Consider the following 13,951-nt stretch of genomic DNA (forward strand, 5'->3'; position numbering starts at 1 on the left):
CTTTATGAATTTTGCCGTATTGGATTCCAAAGTGCAGGGTTATATCCGTCAAAACGAGCATACCAATATTGCACAATTGATTTTAAAAGGAAGTCCGTTTGCCGGAATTACTCCTGCTGAGATTGCGCAACAAATAGAAGCTAGAAAAAAAACCAAAAAGAAACTCCCTACTTGGCACACTACAAAGCAAATTTATTTTCCTCCTGGCCTTAATTTAGAACAAACTTCTTCTGAAATTACCGCTCAATACAAAGCTTCTTTGGTTACAGGCCAAAAGCTTATAGATTTAACAGGCGGCTTTGGGATTGATAGCTTTTTCTTTGCGGAAGTCTTAGAACATGTGACCCACGTAGAGCAAAACGAAGAGTTATCGAAGATTGCTAAACATAATTTCCAGCAGCTTTCTAATAAAGAGAACACTACTTTTATCTGCGGAGATAGTCTCAATTATCTTGCTAAATCTTCTCATCACTACGATGCTATTTTTATAGATCCCGCGAGAAGAGATGAGCTTGGAAGTAAAGTTTTTCGCTTACAAGACTGTGAACCCGATGTGCTTTCTCACCTCAAGCTTCTCACAGAAAAATCTGACCTATTATTAATTAAAACTGCTCCCCTGCTGGATATTCAATTGGGATTAAAAGAACTTGGTTCGGTAAAAGAAATTCACATCGTGGGCGTAAATAATGAAGTCAAAGAATTGCTTTGGCTTATCGATAAAAATACTCCTCAAGCTCCTGTCAAGCTGATTTGTAAAAACTTCACGAAAGAAAATATAGAAACATTTGAAGCCTTCATTGAAGAAGAATCAAAAGCTAAAGCGGAATATTCTTCTCCACAACAATTTTTATACGAACCCAATGCTACGCTTTTAAAAGCGGGTTTTTTTCAACTTTTAGCAGAAAAACTACAGCTGAAGAAAATCGCGCAGCACAGTCATCTTTATACGTCAGAAAAACTTATTTCTTTCCCCGGAAGAAGTTTTAAAATCTTAGAAACGTTTCCGTTTTCCAAAAAAGAAATGAGATCTTGGAGCAATAAAAAAGCTAATATTACCACCCGAAACTTTCCTATTTCCGTAGAAAGTATTAGAAAAAAGTTTAAAATTAAAGATGGCGGCGCAGACTACTTATTTTTTACAACCACTCAAGAAGGAGAAAAAATAGCCATTCATACTCAAAAAGTCTAAGCTTTTCTTAGGTCTAGAAAACGGACTGGTTTTCGACTTCCTTCAGGAAAAATACTCGCTTTGATTTCCGCTAAGGGAAGCAATTCCAACACCGGAGTTACCCTTAAATTCGCTTTTAAAATTTCTTTTAATTTGTGTTGTAGACTTTCTGAAGCTTCCTTCGGAATTACAATCGTAAGCTTATCGGTATCCAATTCATTGGAAGTTACTTGAATTTGATATTCTTCAATTTCTGGCAGCTCCATCATTAACTGTACAATTTGCTGCGGATAAATACTGGTTCCTTTATACTTAATCAACTGCTGTTTTCTTCCCAATACTGAAGAAATTAATGCAGAACCTTTCCCGCAATCGCAAGACGTTTTCATTTTCTTTACCAAATCTCCTGTAGCGTACCTTACCAAAGGCATCGTTTCTACTCCTAAAGTCGTCACCACCAACTCTCCTACTTCTCCAGGCTTTACTTCTTCTCCGTCTTCATCTAAGATTTCAGTAAAAATTAAATTTTCCGGAACGTGTAATCCAAGATGTTCTTTACATTCGGTAAAGGCGGTACACATTTCGGTACTCGCATAGGTGGAGAAAAGTTCTAGATCCCAAAGTGATTTAATTTTCTTCCCAAGCGTATTGAATTGATTATTTTCATCACGTAAAGCTTCTCCGATGCAAATGGCGCCTTTTATAGATGACTTATGAATATCGATTTCGTTGGCTTCTGCATATTTCGCCAATTGAATCAAAAAAGAAGGCACCACCACTAAATAGGTGGGTTTAAAACGCTGTATAGAATCCCATTGCAAGGCAGGAGATCCTGCCCCAACCCGAATAATTCCTGCTCCAATTTTTCTTAGTCCTAGAAAATAAGCCAATCCAGCAATAAAACGTTTATCTAGGGTTGTGGTAATTTGAACGACATCTTTCTTATCTACGCCCACTAAGTTGAACGACTGCTCCTCATTAATTGCAAGACGCTGCAAGTCGGACTCATTTAAAGCAAAAGTAACAGGATTTCCCAAGGTTCCAGAAGTGGTCACATATTCTATAATATCTTGGGATTCTACAGCAATAAAATCATCATTAGATGTGGCTAAATTCTTTTTATGAGTTAATGGTAAGTTTAAAAAAGTGAATGCGTTTGCTTGATGCGTATCAAAACCTACTTCTTTAAATAAACGCTGGTAGTAAGGAGAGTTTGCTTGTACATAAACTAGTTGCACAAGTAATTTCTCCCAAGTTTCGTTGCTGATATGTGATTGCTTTTCTTGCATTAAGATTTACGCTTGCTTTTTTTGATGAGTTTTTCTAGTTTTTCTTTATCGGGAACCGTCGTAACTTCTAAATCTAAAGCCTTTTCAAAATAAGGCAATGCTAAATCATATTTTTTTTGCTCGTAATAGTACATCCCCACCAATTGATAGGCTTGCCAATACTTGGAATTTAAAGCTACAAATTCTTCTAAATCTTCCGTTGATTTTGTAAAGTTCTCTTTCGTTATAGCTGTTTCTAGCTTCCGTTCTTCTATCCGGTATTGTTCATAATTTTGATAGGCTTCTGTTTCCAAAAAAGGATCGGCTGCTACTTTTAAACTGTCAATTCCTTTCAACGAGAAATCACCTTGCTCAAATTCCGCGAAAGCGTTCTTGATATCATAAGCGACAAAAGCACCCAGTTGATAAGGATTGGAAGAAACCCACACCAAATTACTTTGCGGCTGAAAAACAATTCCGTGATGAGCTAAAAGCTGATTGATGGCCAGTTCATTTCCATAACCCAAAGCCGTATTATTTAGACCTTTTCTATTCCGTAAAATTTCTATCGCTTTACGCGTATTAACTTGCTCTTCCTGTTGAAGCAGCTGCTTCATCCGGTTAAACCTAGCTTGCGTGTGACTGTTTTCTATGGTTTTTAGATTTCGTTTATCTTGAGAAAAAGCTTCACTTTGAAAATGGTTGGAACATACCAATTGGGAAGAATTCTTTACATCATAAACCCCAAAGTTATGAGGAGAAACTTCAATCAAAATCGCTTTCTTTTCTTTAGCGCTCCCTACCATAATCGATTCTGAAACAAACACTTCCCTACTTTTAGCGATTTCTATAGCCTCTTGGGTCGTGGTGGCATATTGCAAAATTTCTCTGGTTAGTAAAGCAATAGGCGTTTTGGCCACCAATGGAATTTTAGATTTTCCAGCATTGATGGTCACGGTAATTCCGTTAGCGTTCATTCCGCTCACCACGCCAATAAAGCCTGGCCAAGTGTACATCATAAACTTCTGCCCTTCATCTGGGTTAATAAAAGCAATGATTTTTTCTTCGGCAAACTCATCGCCTACATAAAAATCGAAGTTTCTCCCTATCAGTAATTCTCCATCTTGGGTATGTTCACCCCAAGTAGCAAAAGATGTACAGCCCACCAACATCAAATCTTTGAGCGCATGACCAATATCGTGAGCCCCGTGTAAATACAGTTTTAAAATATAAGGATCTGCAAAAGATTCATAGGTCGATGAACTGAACCTAGAAATTCCGTAAATTTCTTCCTTATATTCTTCTTTAATATGTTTATAAAGCTTCCGGTTGTACCAGTTTACCAGTTTGATCAAAAAATTAAAATAGGAAGGAGAAGAGACCATACCCTCTACTTTATCCATAAAAATCTTTTCTTGCTTATTGATGAGTTCTCTGGTGAGGCTTCCTATCGCCACCCCGCGCTCTAACGCATCGCCTTCTACATACATTTCCCAAAGGCCTTCTTTATTTTTGCGTAAAGAATTATTTCCTAAACTATAAAAATCTGTAGCTTGTTGAATCCGAACGCTATCGATAGAAGAAATATCGATATCTTGTGGTCTATTAGATAAAGATTTTTTAGTTCCGCAGGAAGCGAAAACCAAGAGAATTCCGAAAAGGTAGCAGCACTTTCTCATGAATTAGATTTCTCTTTAGGTTCTATATGAGACTGAATCTTTTCCATAATATACTCCAAACCTAAAATTTCTGAGGCCGTTAATACCGCTCCAATAGTCACTCCTAAAATTCCGTGCATATTGACACTTTGCCCGGTTAACAACAAGTTAGAAATCTTTGTTCTTGGTGCTAAAAAAGATTTCATAGGATGAGCAGCGTCTTTTACATAACCGTACATAGAGCCATCTTCACTGCCTATATAATCCCGATATGAAAGAGGCGTTGTCGTGTGAATGGAATAAATAGAGGCTCGTAAATTAGGGAACTTCTCTTCTAATTTATCTAAATAAGCTTCTACTTTTGTTGCTTTAAAAGCTTCATAACTTTCCCCACGATCGTGTTTTTCGGCCACGGTATTAAAGCTTGTTTCCCAAGGCTGCATTTCTTCAAAATGCATATAGGAGATAGAAGTTAAACTCTCTGCAAAGCCTTTATTTTTTTGATCTTCAACCATTCCCATCATATAGGCTTCAGGCCAAGATTCTTGAGAGTAATTTTGTCCGTCCCACACCTTCTCCAAGGATTCACTATAATACATATTGTAATTATGATAGGGAACAGTTCTCTTTTTAAACACTAAAAAGATGCTAAAGGAAGAGATAATATTTTCTTGGGCTTTGATTCGTTTATAATAGGCTTTTCGCAAATTATCTTTCCCAATAAGATCTACCGTGGTTTTAGGCTCCATATTGGAAATAAAATAACTCGCTTTATAGGTTTCTCCTGAAGTGGTCGAAATCGTTTCTAATTGCTTGTCTTCTGAAATATAAAACTGATCAACTTCTTTGTATTTAAGCACTTTCCCGCCATGGTTTCTAATCTCTTTCACCAAATGTTTGGCAATCTGACTTCCCCCGCGAATACAGCGCCAAGCACTTTGCATATAAGAGTTGACCGACAGCGCGTGCACGTAAAGTGGTGATTTTTCATTCCCCGCATATAAGAAATTGGTACCTGCTAAAACGGCTTGTAATTTTTTATTATTAGTGACAGATTCAATGTATTCTTTGGCGTTAACCGAAAGTAATTCGGGTTCGTTAGCGTAGGGTTTTCCTAGTTTTAAATTATACATCGGGAAGTTTTCACACACCTCCTGAAGCTTTTTAGTATACGCGATTAGGGCTTCTTTTTCTTCTGGAAAATAGACCGATAATTGCTTTATAAAATTATCATAACCTTGCGCGTGTGGGTATTCTATTTCATCATCGCCAATGCAAACCGTGTCATAATGGTCCATATGCATACGCTCAATATGAAGCTTATCCATAATTCCCAAATACTTAAAATAGGTATATAAATTCTCCCCTTTGGCCAAGCCGCCAATGTAATGAACGCCCGTATCAAATATTTTTTTATCCCGAACAAAAGTCTGCAGATTACCTCCAAACTGATTATTCTTTTCGAGCACGCAAACCTTGTAGCCTTCTTTGGCTAAAATGAGGGCAGAAACCAATCCGCCAAGACCACTTCCCATCACGACCACATCGTAGGTATTATTCTTCATCGCTTGCATTTTCTCTCCTCAAAATTAATAATCCTTCTTCCTTTTTCTGATTTGTGAATCTGTTTAGTTCAGGAAAATCCTTGGTCTCTTCCGCTCCCACCACATAAATGTTGTCTACTTGCGTTATGTTCAAATTAGTCAACTCTCTTAGATTTTTTCGATCTACAATAAGGTGAACCGACTTGTTTACAGCAGCTTCCGTAAGCTCACTTAAATTTAGGTGTAGATGTTTGGCAGAAAAACGGGTTGTGGCTATGTTTTTATCTGCTTCTTCCAAAAATAAGGCATTTACTTTTAAGAACGGACGTCTTATCTGATGATAAAAAGACCACATCCCGTAAGAAGAATCTATGATGTTCACTGTTTTCTCGTCTTTTAAATACTGTGATATTTTAAGATGAGCTTCTATATGCGTCTTATATTCTTTGTTTATTTCAGTAAAATAAGAAGTATAACGGTAATTAGAAAGCAAATACTTTCTAAAATAGTTTTCTTGCTCTATTTGATCTTTCAATTCTTGGTATTCTTTACGGAAATAAGCGCTTATATTCTTGGTTCTCGCCCGGTAGCCTATACCAAATTCCTGAGAATCTGGCTGAATTTGAGGAAGGCATTTTAAAGTAATCTTTCCATCGTGAATCACAAAATCTCCTTTAGGAAGTACTTCAGAATTACCGTGAATTAAAATAGGCGTGATAGGAATATTTAGTTTTTCGGCCAGGTAAAAAGCACCTTTATGGAAGCGTTTCATTTTATTATTGAAAGACCTGCTGCCTTCCGGAAAAGCAATTAAAGAGTAACCTTCCTCTACTTTTTGCTGTAAGTGCTCTACGCCGTCATCAATCCCATTACTTACCGGGAAAAATCCAGCTAGACGAACTGCTTTTCCAAAAACGGGCGAGTTGTACACCCAGTCATTCACTAAAAAAACCATTTTAGGATGCAGTTTTCCTAAAGATAAAATATCTAAAAAAGAACTATGATTGGCGATGAGAATGCTGGGTTGCTTCCAAATTTCATCAGAAAACTGAAGCTGTTTTTTTTCTACAAAAGGATTACTTCCTAATACAGAGCTCATTAAAGAAGCCACTACTTTATGAAAGGCTAACATCTTTTTCTCTTTACGGAAAGGCAAAATAGGAATTAATAACACGCTCAACACACTTACTAAAAACGCGCCTACTCCAAAATAAACAAAACTTAAAACTGCCATTAAAAAGCTTCTCCATTGCAAAGGCGTAAGTCCGTTTTGAGTTCTATAATTAATCGCTAATCGAAACAACCAAGGCTGAATGGTAAAAGAAACCAAAGCTGCGGTAAGTACGCCAATAATAGAAACGGTAGCAATAGAAGTCAAGGCGGGATGTTTAGCGAATATGAGTACGCCCATTCCCAACAACGTAGTGATCACCGATAAAACAATAGAACTTCTATAAGTGGTTAACTTGGCTTTAGTCTCCTCGTATTCTTGGCGTAAACCGTGGGTAATGAAAATACTATAATCGATTCCCAATCCAAAGATAAAAGTAGAAATGATAATATTGAGAATATTGAACTGAATTCCCAACAAATACATACAAAATAAAGCGATGACCCAAGTAATACCAATGGGTAAAAGTGTAATGATGACCAATTCAATTTTTCGAAAAGAAAACCATAAAATGAGAAAAATAGCCATAAAGGAATAACTAATCAGCTGACTAAAATCTGATTGTAAACTCCCTAATAAAGATTCATTGAGGGCCTTTTTATCAATGCTAAGTACATTTTTTTCTTGGTCAATAAAGTTTCTAAATTCTTCTTGTTGAGCATCTGTCACCTGCACTATTGAGACTACGGTACTCCATTTTTCTTTTTCAGAATCAGTTAAAAATTCGTCTAGGAATAAATTTGAAACTTTCTTGTACTTGTTTAAGTAAATGGTTTTAAAATCTTTATTTACAGCTGTATAGAATTTATTAAACGTAGAAGTTTTAAAGCCCACTTCCTTTCCTTGGGCTTTTAGATTTTCGGTTAAAGAATCTTTTCTTTCTGCGTTCCAAAAATTTTTCCAAGCATTAATTTTTTGTTGTTGATCTTCTTCAGAAATCACAATTCCGCCTAAACTACTAAAGTGTTTTATCTCGTGATTGGACTCTAGTGTTTCTAGTTTTTTAAATAAAGAATGATTGGTTTGTAAAGCCTCATCTATTCCCTCTCCGTAAGAAACCACATAAAGTGATGCTGCAGAAGACTGAGTGGTTTCTTCCAATCGTTGTTCCGCTTTTACCAATTCTTGAGGTTGGAAATTTAAACTCGATAGATCATCATCAAAGTCTACTTTTTGAAAGAAAAATAAACCGACTACAAAAAAAGCAAGCACGACACCCACTAGCCATTTATTGTTTTCTAAGGAAATAGCCGAAAATTGGTCCAACCAATTTGATTTTAAATTTTCCTTTACTTTAGGTTGATACAGTTGCGGAATAATTACCAGCGCCGCAATCGCAGATATGAGTACACTTATCGCTGCGAAAACCCCCAAATCGTTTAGTGCTTCACTCTTTACAAAAAGCAAGCAGAAAAAGGCTGTAGCTGTAGTAGCGCTACTCATTAAAATGGAAGAAGAGATTTCTTTATACAAGCTTTTAGTACTGCCGTGTTCGCGAGCATGCGTAAGAATATGCAAGGCATAATCTAAGGTGATGCCCAATAGAATAGATCCAATTCCAAGAGAAATTAGGGATATTTCAGTCTTAAACATTCCCAGAATCCCAATGGCAAGCGTTCCACCAATCAACGTAGGAATAAATAAAATGATTGGAATGTATAATTTTCGGTAGAATGAAATAAGAATCACCAGCAATAAAACCAAGGCAAAACCTATGGTGTATTGTATGTCTTGCTTAATCTGTTGCGCATTGGCGGCTGCGTACAACATAGAACCAAAAAGACTGGCGCTCACCTCGTCGTGAGTCGCATTTAGCTTTTGGGTGACTTTATATAAATTTTTGGAAAGGATTTCGCTTTTCGCGGAATTAGCTGCCGTAAAATTAGGCGTAATAAAGAGAAGTATATTTTTTCTATTATTGGTAAGCAAATAGCCTTTGTAGATATCAAAATCATCACCTATTTGCAAGCGTTTTAATTTCTCCAAGCCTAATGCCGTCAAGTTTAAAGGATCTTTTACGATGTATTTCTTAGTAATAATCCCTGCAGGAGAAAGCAAACTTTTATAACTGGAATTAAGCGTTGCTCGAATAGAATCTTGAAGTAGCTTTTTCTCTATCGTTTTATAATCCTTCTCCTCTAAAAACAACGGAAGGTTCTCATAAATAAAATCATAGGTTTGTAGCATTTCAGCATCAGCTACTTTTCCTTGTATTTTACTGATATCAAAAGCAGTAGCATCTTGAAGACTTCCTAAAAACTCTTCCGCGTAAGCGACTAACTTCTCCTCTTTCGCTTCCCCATCTACGCCAATATTTACAATAATCTTATCGGTAAAGTCTACGGTATTCAGTACTTTTTGGGTAATCAAAGACTGATCATTTTTGGGAATAAGCTGCGTAATGTCTTCTTTAAACTCCATTTTAGTTATGGAGAACAAACTGATGGCCAAAAGACATAAAACGCCTAGCCACAGCAGCCAAGGCTGTCGCTTAAAAAACTGATAAATATGAGTTAAAAAATTAGACATCTAGGCTTTTTCCGCTTGCTTGTTTTGACGCATCGAAAATATAAAATAAAACACAATTCCCACCAAAAGACTACTGGCAGTTGCAAACACAAAAGCACCAATCACATACTGCTTCATGCCATTTACCATATCTAAGGCATTGTCTACCTCAAAAATCTCTAACCCGGTATCTAGTTCATTCCCCAAAATAAAGCCTCCTACTTGGTAACTCAGGTAAATAATAAAGGGAATAAAAGGTGGTAAACTCACATTAGAGGCTAAAAAAGCCAGTGCTTTATTGAGTTTAGTGATTTGCGCTATAAATAAAACAAGCAAGGTATGGAATCCCCATAACGGAGCTATTCCTATAAAAACTCCAAGAGCAATCGCCAATGCTTTCTTTTGCGGAGATTCATTCACTTTTAAAACTTTCTCTCTCCAAATTTTGGAAAGTTTACGGCTATTGGTATTTCTCAATTCTCTATAACCACGTTTAGGCAAGAAATAAACTAAGGAGGCAGCTAACAAAAAAGTATTTAGAATGCTAATGCGCGTAAAATCTTGAAATGGTCTAAAATGACTCACCCGCTCATGCGGATCGTAAAACACTTTTACAGGCACATTTTTAACTTCAATATCGCGCCAAGCCGCTTTTACAATCGCTTCAATTTCAAACTCAAACTTGTTGGTGAACAAATACATTTGATTCATTTGCTGAATCGGATAAAGTCTATACCCACATTGGGTGTCGGTAAGTTTGATTCCCGTTTCTATCCAAAACCAAAAATTAGAAAATTTGTTTCCAAAACTACTTTTAGAAGGAATATCTGGACCAGTCATCGTCCTCGCACCTATTAAAAGCATTTCCTTTTCGGGTTCTTTTTCTAATGCGTCTAGAAACACGGGGAGATCGTCTGCAAAATGTTGCCCGTCTGAATCTATACTAATTCCGTAATGATATCCCAATTCCTCTGCTTTAAGAAATGTTTGTCGCAAGGCAAATCCTTTTCCTTTATTTTTAGGAAGGTTAATTTGGGTAAGAAATTCGTATTCTTTAAGCAAGGCTGCCGTGCGATCTGTAGAACCGTCATTGACGATAATTACGTTGCTAGTGAAGCTTAACACATCGTCAATCACTTTAGTTAACGTCAGTTCATTATTATACGTAGGAATAATCACTACGGCTTTATGCAACTGAAAACGAGACTGAAGTGAGGCTAATGCCATAGGTTATACCGCTTTTAAAATCAATTTTAACTTAAGAACAACCTCATGGCTTTGCAACGCTTTTCCTAGTAATTGAATGCGATCGTCATCTTCTGTGAAAACAGACTGAAGTTCTAATTCATTATCAATATCAGGGTTTACAACTGCTAGAAATTTTACCTGATGTACTTTTTCAATCCTTAGGGTTTTTTTATAAAAACGCTCTGCCTCCTCTTTAAATAGCTGTATCAATACCACTCCCGGAGTTACCGATTGCTCTGGGAAATGACCTTGAAAAACTTCATGAGCTGCATTAATTTGTATACTTGAAGTAAGGCTATTTTCTTCTTTTTTTTCTGAAATAATAGAGGTGAAATTCTTTAAAAGCATCTTCGTCTAATCTATAGGTCTAAGCTGAATGTTTAAGGCTATGCCTTCATGTGCTAAGTTAATTAAATTTAATTGTCCCACTTCATCAAATGAAAACTGAATCTTCAGTTTTTCCTTATTTTTAGTGGTTTTTAAGATTTGTTTGAGTCTACCAAGCTTAAAGAAGTAATACAACTGAAACTTATTTAAATTCCCCATCAACACTTCCTTTTCTCCTTGGCGGAAAGCTTTTTTAGCTGTTAAATCATTCGCTGTTAAGGCCCGTATGTCTTTAGCTAGGGTTTTTAAAATCACCTTTCTGTCTAATTTTTGGATAGCAAAATGCTTTTCATAACCTGTTGGGGTTATTGTCATATCGAGAAGTGTATTTCCAAACTCGGTGGTGAAGGCGACTCGGCAAGATGTATTGGATAATTTTTTAATCACTAAAATTCCGCTCAAGTCATGGCTATAAATAGAAATGGAGCTTTTAAAAATGTAAGAATCTAAGTCTTTAAAATAAGGGTTCTCGATGCTTTCAGGAGCATTTACTAAACTTACTTCCTCCATGTTTTTTAACATAGGCAACCCGCAAGAAAACAATAGAAAGCAACTACTAATGAGTAAAAACCGACGCATCTAAAGAGGGATTTTGTTGTAAATTTTGAAGCTTAATCAACGTAAAGTCACCAGACTTCTCGATTAACTTCACTTGTACTACTAAAAAAGTAACTGAATTAAAATGAAGTTCGATAGCTTTAAAGAATTCGGCTAATTGTTTTTGCTCGGGAATTAATATTGCCATTACTTCCCCGTTTTCCGTAAAGAAACTTGTAGAGAAATCGGTATCGGTGAGCATTTTACCGTTCATACTGTTGACAATTAAATCGCTTAACTTTTCAAAGAGTTTATTGGAAGCTAAATCTACATCTTGTTTTTTGCCGTTGTCGTTAATCAGCAGGCTTCCATCTTTAAAGATAACGCCATATAAATAAGGTTCTTTATATTCCCACTTCACCAAATTAGGCGTTTGGTAATAAAAATTACCGCTACTTTCTATGCTTTTTTCTAAAAAACTAAGTTGTTTGGTTTGTAGAAACTGTCCTTTTAAGGTTTCTGTATGTTCAGAAGTTTGTTTTACTTGCTTTAAAAAATCAAGCTCTTCTTTCTTAGAAAGCGGCTGTTGTGACCATCCTAAAAAACAAGTAAAGAATAAAACAAAGAAAGTAGATTTAAGAATAGGCATGACTTTTAAATAATTGATCGATGGTTACCAAGTTATAATTTTTTTCTTTCAAGAATATCAATAACCGCTCCAAAACTTCTTGAGTCAACACGCGATCATCGTGTAAAAGAATCACGTCCCCAGATTTCACCTGACGAATAATGTTTTTATAAATAAGATCTTTTGAAGTAAGCAAAGCGTCAAAAGAGCGAACACTCCAACCTATAGGCTGCATTTCTGTGATTTGTATCGCTTTTTTTATTTTAGGATTACTAATTCCAAAGGGAGGTCTATAAAAAAAAGGCGTTTTCCCCGTTGCTGCAGTAATGGCATTATTACAAGATTCTATTTCTCGCAACATAGTTTTACTGCTAAAAAAACCCATGTTTTGAGCGTGAGAATAGGTATGATTTCCAATCGTATGTCCTTCTTCAATTATTTTTTTTGCGATATTGGGGTGTTTATCTACGCGATGTCCTATGCAAAAAAAAGTAGCTTTCACTTGATGCTTTTTTAGAATCTCTAAGATTTGTAAGGAATTGGGGTTAGGGCCGTCATCAAAAGTAAGCGCTATTTGATTAAAATTATTTTCTTCCGCGTGCCAAGATTTAAAAAAGTAATTCATTTTTATGTTCGTGGCCCCTATAAAAGTAACCAACATCCATACGCCTACCAGAATTAAAATCGCATAAATAGGAAGCATCGCTTTTGTCATTCCCACCAAAACGAGAATCCCCAAAAGAAAGAAAATAATATTGACGGTTTTAAACTTTAGCATGATTCTAGCAAGATAAGGCTATGATCTTTTCCTCGATATTGATTGTAGAGAAGAATTTTTGTTATTTTTTGAGGTTGGCATTCGTTTAATCGACAGACTGGAGGAATTTCCTGTAGTTTTAAGGTTTTACAAGCAAGCCAAAAGCCAAATCCGCTTGACGTATAAAACTCGCCCACCAAATGTTTATAGTACGTCTGAGCGGTTTTCTTAAAAACCCCCTCTTGTAAAATATGGTAATACTTATCGTAATTTACATCGCCATTATTTCCTAAAACGACCACATCAATTTCTTCTAAAGTGCTATTATTGCGCTCTAAAAAGGAATGTATCGTTGATTCTAATTCTTCTTCTTTTAACTGATTATAAAGCTGAATATCCTTAACCGAAGCATAACAAGAATCACTTTTTTGAGCAGAGGTCACAAAAAAGGAAGCTCCTTCTCCTTGAATACTTCCTGGAGATTTATAGGCTAAGAGTTGTAAATTATGAACCTCTGGCTCTTCTTTTAACTGTGCATCCAATACATGCAAGTCGCTGGTATACGTAGAGATTTCATCTACTCCTCCAACCAGATAATTTTTGTTTTTGGCCGTTGCAGCCTGTAAAAAAGCATCCAACAAAGCACTCTCAAAAGAAGCTGAACCTTGCACATAAGTCATATTATAAGCTTTGCATTGTAACTGCAAAGCAATTTGCCCTGCCACCGTATTGTGGGTAGATTGTATAAATTTTGTGGGCGATAATAAACCTTCATTACTGGCTAAAAGCTCTTCCAAAAATACATCAGAGTCGGTTTTACATCCCATTCCCGTTCCTGTAATGATGGCATCGGGTTGCTCTATTTTTGCATTTTCTAAGGCTTGTAAGGCTGCCACTACGCCCATTTTTATAGACGAAGACATTCTTCGCATCGCCGAGGGTTTGATGTAGGTCTTAAAATCAGAAAAGTAAAGCTTTAAATTTCTAGTGTTGTAGGTCTGAATCTCTTCAAAAACTGCATCCTCTTTTAAGGAAATAGCTTGGGCATTAAGACTCGATATTCCGTTGACAAACATA

11 protein-coding genes are annotated in these 13,951 nt (G+C 36.2%); 1 reads left to right on the forward strand and 10 read right to left on the reverse strand.

What is annotated here, in order from left to right:
* The first annotated feature begins 4 nt into the window (after positions 1 to 4).
* Entirely contained in the window at positions 5 to 1,189 is a 1,185-nt protein-coding gene (locus RBU60_RS06880; RefSeq protein ID WP_308864005.1) for a class I SAM-dependent methyltransferase, read from the forward strand.
* Here the strand turns inward: RBU60_RS06880 and RBU60_RS06885 are convergent.
* The 10 genes from RBU60_RS06885 to RBU60_RS06930 are packed head-to-tail and all read right to left on the reverse strand — an operon-like array spanning position 1,186 to position 13,950.
* Positions 1,186 to 2,457 (reverse strand): phenylacetate--CoA ligase family protein, encoded by a 1,272-nt coding sequence (locus tag RBU60_RS06885; protein WP_308864006.1) that lies wholly within the window; start codon positions 2,455 to 2,457, stop codon positions 1,186 to 1,188. The genes RBU60_RS06880 and RBU60_RS06885 overlap by 4 nt on opposite strands.
* A complete protein-coding gene (locus RBU60_RS06890; RefSeq protein ID WP_308864007.1) occupies positions 2,457 to 4,115 on the reverse strand; it encodes a C45 family autoproteolytic acyltransferase/hydolase in 1,659 nt (552 codons plus the stop codon). Before RBU60_RS06890 ends, RBU60_RS06885 begins: the two co-directional genes overlap by 1 nt.
* On the reverse strand, positions 4,112 to 5,659 hold the full coding sequence (locus RBU60_RS06895; RefSeq protein WP_308864008.1) for a phytoene desaturase family protein: 1,548 nt from the start codon (positions 5,657 to 5,659) through the stop codon (positions 4,112 to 4,114). The genes RBU60_RS06890 and RBU60_RS06895 overlap by 4 nt, the downstream gene beginning before the upstream one ends.
* Complete coding sequence (locus tag RBU60_RS06900; protein WP_308864009.1) at positions 5,649 to 9,338, reverse strand: MMPL family transporter; 3,690 nt, start codon at positions 9,336 to 9,338, stop codon at positions 5,649 to 5,651. Before RBU60_RS06900 ends, RBU60_RS06895 begins: the two co-directional genes overlap by 11 nt.
* Complete coding sequence (locus RBU60_RS06905; RefSeq protein WP_308864010.1) at positions 9,339 to 10,544, reverse strand: DUF2062 domain-containing protein; 1,206 nt, start codon at positions 10,542 to 10,544, stop codon at positions 9,339 to 9,341. It abuts the gene before it with no gap.
* A 3-nt stretch (positions 10,545 to 10,547) separates the two neighbouring features.
* Positions 10,548 to 10,913 (reverse strand): hydroxymyristoyl-ACP dehydratase, encoded by a 366-nt coding sequence (locus RBU60_RS06910; RefSeq protein ID WP_308864011.1) that lies wholly within the window; start codon positions 10,911 to 10,913, stop codon positions 10,548 to 10,550.
* A 6-nt stretch (positions 10,914 to 10,919) separates the two neighbouring features.
* A complete protein-coding gene (locus tag RBU60_RS06915) occupies positions 10,920 to 11,462 on the reverse strand; it encodes a hypothetical protein (protein WP_308864012.1) in 543 nt (180 codons plus the stop codon).
* A 46-nt stretch (positions 11,463 to 11,508) separates the two neighbouring features.
* Positions 11,509 to 12,138: an outer membrane lipoprotein carrier protein LolA gene (locus tag RBU60_RS06920; protein ID WP_308864013.1), complete on the reverse strand. Its 630-nt coding sequence runs from the start codon at positions 12,136 to 12,138 to the stop codon at positions 11,509 to 11,511.
* Positions 12,125 to 12,895, reverse strand: a complete 771-nt coding sequence (locus tag RBU60_RS06925) for a polysaccharide deacetylase family protein (RefSeq protein WP_308864015.1) — start codon at positions 12,893 to 12,895, stop codon at positions 12,125 to 12,127. Before RBU60_RS06925 ends, RBU60_RS06920 begins: the two co-directional genes overlap by 14 nt.
* The gene (locus RBU60_RS06930; RefSeq protein ID WP_308864016.1) at positions 12,889 to 13,950 is read right to left on the reverse strand and encodes a beta-ketoacyl synthase chain length factor; all 1,062 of its coding nucleotides are present in this window, start codon (positions 13,948 to 13,950) and stop codon (positions 12,889 to 12,891) included. The genes RBU60_RS06925 and RBU60_RS06930 overlap by 7 nt, the downstream gene beginning before the upstream one ends.
* Position 13,951: the final 1 nt, after the last annotated feature.

Source organism: Mesonia profundi (assembly GCF_031085155.1).
Lineage (GTDB): Bacteria > Bacteroidota > Bacteroidia > Flavobacteriales > Flavobacteriaceae > Mesonia > Mesonia profundi.

What these genes read in the sequence shown, in the direction of transcription:
- RBU60_RS06880 (WP_308864005.1), top strand. Translation starts at nt 5, where the DNA reads ATGAATTTTGCCGTATTGGATTCCAAAGTGCAGGGTTATATCCGTCAA.
- RBU60_RS06885 (WP_308864006.1), bottom strand. Translation starts at nt 2,457, where the DNA reads ATGCAAGAAAAGCAATCACATATCAGCAACGAAACTTGGGAGAAATTA.
- RBU60_RS06890 (WP_308864007.1), bottom strand. Translation starts at nt 4,115, where the DNA reads ATGAGAAAGTGCTGCTACCTTTTCGGAATTCTCTTGGTTTTCGCTTCC.
- RBU60_RS06895 (WP_308864008.1), bottom strand. Translation starts at nt 5,659, where the DNA reads ATGAAGAATAATACCTACGATGTGGTCGTGATGGGAAGTGGTCTTGGC.
- RBU60_RS06900 (WP_308864009.1), bottom strand. Translation starts at nt 9,338, where the DNA reads ATGTCTAATTTTTTAACTCATATTTATCAGTTTTTTAAGCGACAGCCT.
- RBU60_RS06905 (WP_308864010.1), bottom strand. Translation starts at nt 10,544, where the DNA reads ATGGCATTAGCCTCACTTCAGTCTCGTTTTCAGTTGCATAAAGCCGTA.
- RBU60_RS06910 (WP_308864011.1), bottom strand. Translation starts at nt 10,913, where the DNA reads ATGCTTTTAAAGAATTTCACCTCTATTATTTCAGAAAAAAAAGAAGAA.
- RBU60_RS06915 (WP_308864012.1), bottom strand. Translation starts at nt 11,462, where the DNA reads ATGGAGGAAGTAAGTTTAGTAAATGCTCCTGAAAGCATCGAGAACCCT.
- RBU60_RS06920 (WP_308864013.1), bottom strand. Translation starts at nt 12,138, where the DNA reads ATGCCTATTCTTAAATCTACTTTCTTTGTTTTATTCTTTACTTGTTTT.
- RBU60_RS06925 (WP_308864015.1), bottom strand. Translation starts at nt 12,895, where the DNA reads ATGCTAAAGTTTAAAACCGTCAATATTATTTTCTTTCTTTTGGGGATT.
- RBU60_RS06930 (WP_308864016.1), bottom strand. Translation starts at nt 13,950, where the DNA reads ATGTTTGTCAACGGAATATCGAGTCTTAATGCCCAAGCTATTTCCTTA.